Annotated in this window: 3 protein-coding genes and 1 pseudogene; 1 reads left to right on the top strand and 3 read right to left on the bottom strand. The window is 65.0% G+C overall.

Annotated features, from left to right (window positions below; all coding sequences use genetic code 11):
- The first annotated feature begins 80 nt into the window (after window positions 1-80).
- Window positions 81-2,765: a DUF2339 domain-containing protein gene (locus tag VFL62_RS17905; RefSeq protein WP_325173716.1), complete on the top strand. Its 2,685-nt coding sequence runs from the start codon at window positions 81-83 to the stop codon at window positions 2,763-2,765.
- Window positions 2,766-2,850: 85 nt separating this feature from the next.
- On the opposite strand, the gene VFL62_RS17900 is transcribed toward VFL62_RS17905, so the two are convergent.
- The 3 genes and pseudogenes from VFL62_RS17900 to VFL62_RS17890 form a co-directional block, all read right to left on the bottom strand.
- Complete coding sequence (locus VFL62_RS17900) at window positions 2,851-4,557, bottom strand: methyl-accepting chemotaxis protein (RefSeq protein ID WP_325173715.1); 1,707 nt, start codon at window positions 4,555-4,557, stop codon at window positions 2,851-2,853.
- A 256-nt stretch (window positions 4,558-4,813) separates the two neighbouring features.
- On the bottom strand, window positions 4,814-5,404 hold the full coding sequence (locus VFL62_RS17895) for a hypothetical protein (RefSeq protein WP_325173714.1): 591 nt from the start codon (window positions 5,402-5,404) through the stop codon (window positions 4,814-4,816).
- Between the two features lie 107 nt (window positions 5,405-5,511).
- Window positions 5,512-5,757 (bottom strand): annotated as a pseudogene (locus VFL62_RS17890) (oxidoreductase); the annotation flags it as partial.

Below are 5,757 nucleotides of genomic sequence, written 5' to 3'. Positions count from 1 at the left end.
ATTCTGACATTCGCAAAAGCGCCTGCTGAGAAGGGATGCGAATGTCAGAATCGGACCACTCGCGGTTGCAGGGGCACTAGATGTTTGAATTCTTTGCGGTTGCGATTGCGGTGATCGCCCTGATCGTGGCGCGCAAGGCGATGAACCAGACCGCAACTTTGAAGTCGCGACTGGACGCGCTTGAAGCGAGCGGCTGGCGCGCGGCCCCGATGCCGCCGCCACTGGTGCCCGCACAGGAAGCCGAGCCCGCCGCGGCGCCCGAAATTCCGGCAACCACAGTTGCCGCCGAGCCCGACGCGCCGTTCCAAGAGGCCGCCCCTTCGATCGCCGACGACCTCGCCAGCGTAGCGCCTGCGACGCCACCACCGCTCCCGCCGGCCACGCCCGGTTTCGAGGAACGCGTCGGCACGCGGTGGGTGGTCTGGCTCGGCGGCCTGACCTTGGCGCTGGGCGGCTTTTTCATGGTCCGCTATTCGATCGACGCCGGCCTGCTCGGGCCGGGCGTGCGCACCTTGCTCGGGGGCGCCTTTGCGCTGGCGCTGCTCATCGCGGGCGAATGGACCCGGCGCAAGGAAAATACGTCGTCGATTGCGGTATTGCCGATCGCGAATATTCCGGCGGTGCTGACCGCGGCCGGCACCGCCGTGGCGTTCGGAACGGCCTACGCCGCTTACGCGCTCTACGGCTTCCTGGCGCCGGCGTCCGCCTTCCTCCTGCTCGGGCTGGTGGCGCTCGGCACGCTGGCCGCCGCATTGCTGCATGGCCCGATGCTGGCAGGCCTCGGCGTCGTTGCCGCCTTCGGAACGCCGCTGCTGGTCTCCTCCGAGAAGCCGGACTTCTGGGCACTCTATATCTATCTCGCGGTCGTCACCGCGGCATCCTTTGGTCTTGCGCGGGCGCGGCTGTGGAGCTGGCTTGCGGTGACTACAATCGTGCTGGCGCTGATCTGGATCCTGCCGGTCGTGAAGTTCGATCCGCCGGACGTCGGCCCCTATGCGTTCCACGCGATCGCAGGATTTGCACTCGCCGCACTGCTTGTCGTATGCGGCTTCCTGTTCGGCCCGTCGGCCGAAGACGACAGCGTCGAATGGGTCTCGTCAGGATCGCTCACGGCCTATCTGTTTGGCGCCGTGCTGATCGTTCTCGCAAGTTTCCACGCCAGCGCCGCCATGGTCGTATTCGCTGTCTTGACCGCGGCGACGCTCGGGGTGGCGTGGCGCGCGCCGGCCGCGACCGGTGCCGTCGCTCCGGCGGCCGTCTTCGTTGGCCTCGTGTTTCTGGTGTGGGCCGTGCGCGTCAATCCGGACCTCTTGGTATTGCCCGGCGGACCACTGCCGGGCATCGGCGGCCCCGCGGCGACCGATGAATCCGTCTCGCTGCATTTGACGGTGGCAGCCTTGTTCGCAGCAGGCTTTGGTGCCGCCGGCTTCTTCGCACAAGGCCGCAGCACGAACGCGCTGGTCCCGGTGATCTGGTCGGCCTCCGGCGTGTTCGCACCGCTCGCGCTGTTGATCGCGCTTTATGCCCGGATCGCCCATCTCGACCGCTCGGTACCGTTCGCGATTCTGGCCGTCATTGTCGCAATCCTGTTTGCGGCGGCGACCGAAATGCTGACCAAGCGCGAGCCGCGTCCGGGACTCGTGACGTCGACCGCCCTGTTTGCCACCGGCACGCTCGCAGCGCTTGCGCTGGCGCTGACCTTTGCGCTCGACAAGGGCTGGCTCACCATTGCACTGGCGCTCACCTCGGCCGGCGCCGCCTGGGTTTCGACGCAGCGGCCGATCCCGTTCCTGCGCGTGCTGTCGTCGATCCTTGCAGCCGTCGTGGTGCTGCGGGTCGGCTACGAGCCGCGCATTGTCGGCGCTGCGGTCGGTACCACGCCGATCTTCAATTGGCTGCTCTGGGGATATGGCATTCCGGCGGCCTCGTTCTGGACCGCCAGCATCTTCCTGCGCCGTCGCGGCGACGATGCGCCGCTGCGCGCGGTGGAGGCCGCCGCAATCCTGTTCACGGTGCTGTTGGTGTTCCTGGAGATTCGCCACGCCATCAATGGTGGCGATGTCTATCGCGACAGCGCCGGTCTGACCGAGACAGGACTTCAGGTTTGCGCAGCGCTCGCGATGGCGATCGGGCTCGAACGCTTGCGGCTGCGAAGCGGCAGCATCATTCACAACGTCGCCGCGGTTCTGCTGACGCTGTTTGCGGGAGCCGCCAGCCTGTTCGGGCTGTTGTTCCTCGACAACCCGGCGATCTGGCATATCGATATCAACGGCGAGTTCATCAACCAGCTTCTGCTCGGCTATGCGGCGCCTGCCGTTCTCGCACTGCTGCTATCCTACGCGGTGGGGGGCAGGCGGGCAGCGGCCTATGGCAACACCATCGCCGCCGCTGCGCTGGTTTTGGCGCTCAGCTATGTCTCCTTACAGATCCGCAGGTTCTATCAAGGCCCGGTGCTATCGCATGGCGGGACCCCTGACATCGAACAGTACACCTATTCGATCGCCTGGCTCGGGTTTGGTGTGCTGCTGCTCGTGATCGGCATATGGGCCAATTCGCAGCGCGCCCGGCTCGCTTCGGCCGTCGTCATCGCACTGACCATCGGCAAGGTGTTTCTGATCGATCTGTCGACGCTGACCGGCGTCTACCGCGCGCTGTCCTTCATGGGGCTGGGACTCGTGCTGGTCGCGATCGGCTGGTTCTACCAGAAGGTGCTGTTCCGCCGGACGGCCGCACCCGCGACACCGGCACCGGCCCCCGGCACGTGACCGGCATGGCGCGACGAATTTGAAGTTCGTGTCAGGTATGACGCGCGCGCGTTACAGCTTGCAAATCTCGGAATTGGAGCGCGCGTCAGGCCGCCCGCACCGAACTGAGAAACTTGCCGACCTCCTGCCGGAGGCGGCTGGAATCGCCGGACAGCGACCGGGCAGCCGAGAGGACCTGCGAGGACGCCGATCCGGTCTCGCTGGCGCCGCGCTGGACGTCGGCGATGTTGGAGGAGACCTGCATGGTGCCTTGCGCGGCGCGCTGCACGTTGCGGGAGATTTCCTGGGTCGCCGCGCCCTGCTCTTCCACCGCCGCCGCGATGGCGGAGGCGATTTCGGAGAGCTTTTCGATGGTGCCGCTGATCTCCTTGATGGCGCCGACGGACTCCTGCGTCGCCGCCTGAATGCCGTTGATCTGCTGGCCGATCTCGCCGGTGGCTTTCGCGGTCTGTTCGGCGAGTGCCTTGACTTCCGAGGCCACCACGGCAAAGCCGCGGCCGGCTTCGCCCGCGCGCGCCGCCTCGATGGTGGCGTTGAGCGCCAACAGGTTGGTTTGGCCGGCGATGGTGTTGATCAGTTCGACCACGTCACCGATGCGGCTCGCCGCCTTGGAGAGTTCGCCGACCCGATCGTTGGTCCGATGGGCCTGCGCGACGGCCTCGGTGGCCATGCGCGCCGATTCCTGCACCTGGCGGCTGATCTCGTGGACCGACGACGACAACTCTTCCGTGGCCGAGGCGACCGACTGGACGTTGCTGGAGGCCTCTTCCGAGGCGCCCGCGACCTTGGTCGCCAGCGACTCCGATCGCGTGGCGGTCGAGGTCAGCACGCCCGCAGAATTCTCCAGTTGTGCGGAGGCCGACGACACCGTCGCGATGATTTCGCCCACCGCGCCCTCGAAGCTGTCGGCCATCCGGTGCATGTCTTGCTTGCGTTCCCGCATCTGCCGCTGTTCGGCTTCGACCTGCTCGGCGCGCAGGCGGTTGGTTTCGATCATGGCTTCCTTGAACACTTCGACGGTGCGCGCCATCTCACCGATTTCGTCCGGCCGGCCAGCGTCGGCGACGGGCAGGTTCAATTCACCCTTGCTGAGCGCGTCCATGCGCAATTTCAGCCGCGACAGCGGCTTGACCACGCTGCGCGCCACCAGCCAGGCGATCGCGATCGAACACAGCAGAAGCGCGCCGATCAGCGCCGAAACAGACTGCGCCATGTTCCAGAACGTGACGTCAAGATCGGTCATGTATTCGGCAGAAGCGATCATCAGATGCCACGGCCCGAAGCCGCGGACATAGGCGACTTTTTCCAGCGGGGTCTTCGCACCGCCTTTTGGAAATGTGTAGCGGATCGTTCCCTCGCCCTGCCTCGCCATATCAAGCATCATCGATGCGAACGGCATCCCGGCCGAATCCTTCAGGCCGCGGACATCCTTGCCGACCAGACCCGGATTGCCGGCATTCGCGACGCACAGACCGGACTCCGTGTCGTAGATGAAGACGTAGTTGCTGTGGTTTTCGAACCAAACGGCGCTGGCAGCGGCGAAGAAGCGCGCTTTCGCCTCTTGCTCGCTAATCGATCCGGATTCGGCAGCGCGCTTGAAACTGTCCGCCAGGCCCCAGACGGCATCGACCACAGCGTGGGCCCGCTCGGTGCGCTCGGTGGCCAATTCGCCGCGCGCGATGAACAGAACCGTCAGCGCCACCAGCACCATGAACAAGGCGCCGGCAACCGCCATGGCGGCGAGTTTGGCCGCAATCGAATGTTGAGCGATGACTTTGAGCAGTCTCTTCACGGCAATCCGCCCCCAAGGATACGCCGTCCGCGTTCCACGGCACGGCGCGAACTATTCCAGCCGCTTTTTCAGCGCCTCGAACATAGCTACTCATTCGTAAATTAAGGGTTCAGCCGCGCTGGTTCCGCCGATCACGATGATGCGCAATCAAGACGTTCAACGCGAATTGCAGGCAGCGCCGCGCAAGCGCGGCACTGTCGAGGCGCGCCGATCGCAAATCTTCATTGAAGATGCGTCGGACAGAACGCGGTGCGCGTCAGTCGGTCGAGTGGCGCAATTCCAGAGCAGGCTCCGACTTGGCGGGCGCCGGCTTGGGTTCGGAACGGATCGGCTCGAGCTTGGCGCTTTCGACCGCCGGCGTTTCAACCCGCGAGGACACTTCGACCGAACCGGTCTGCTCGGGCGTTCGTTCCCGCCGCGCCCGCGGATGCGCCACCGCGCGGGCCATCAGCATCTGGGTCCCGCCCTGGTGATGGAAATCGCAATAAGCGAAGCCCATGCCGGAGACCGAGCCACGGAAGCTCACCTCGTCCTGCTTCTCGAGATTGAAGCACGGCTCAAACGGGATACCGCGGAGCGAGGCACAAACCGCCTGTCCGCGAATCTGCAGCGTATTGCCGGGCAGACGAACATGGCGGATCGGACCGGAGCCAGAGAACTGCACCGAGCCTGCGGCGCCCATGTCCTCCAGGATGCGGCCAGCGCCGCGCGTGCCGTCGAAGCAGGTAAAAGAGAACACCTTGCCGGAAACGAAACGCTTGGCCTCTTCGGCGTTCATCTGTCCAGCCATGGCGGGCACGATCGCAGCACCGGCCATGACGGCCCCCAACACAAAACGCGCAAGCATGCTTCAACTCCGACTTTACCCAGCGACGGGTTTGGCCCTTTACCCGTTGCTTACCATACTAACCGTGGCAACATTGGCGCAGCTTCGTTGGTAAAGTCTGAACGTCGTCAGGAAATTTTTACCACGATTCGACCACGAACCTGGCCGGCGAGGATCTTGGCGCCTGCCGCTATGACGTCCTCAAGGCCAATTTCGTGAGTGATTTCAGTCAGTTTTCCCGATTCCAGGTCAGTGCCGAGGCGTTTCCAGGCGACCTCGCGGAGCTCCAGCGGGCACATCACGGAGTCGATACCGAGCAGACACACTCCCCGCAAAATAAACGGGGCGACCGAGGTCGGCAGGTCCATGCCGGC

Source organism: Bradyrhizobium sp. (assembly GCF_035701725.1).
Lineage (GTDB): Bacteria > Pseudomonadota > Alphaproteobacteria > Rhizobiales > Xanthobacteraceae > Bradyrhizobium.
This window is presented reverse-complemented; position numbering and strand designations above follow the sequence as displayed.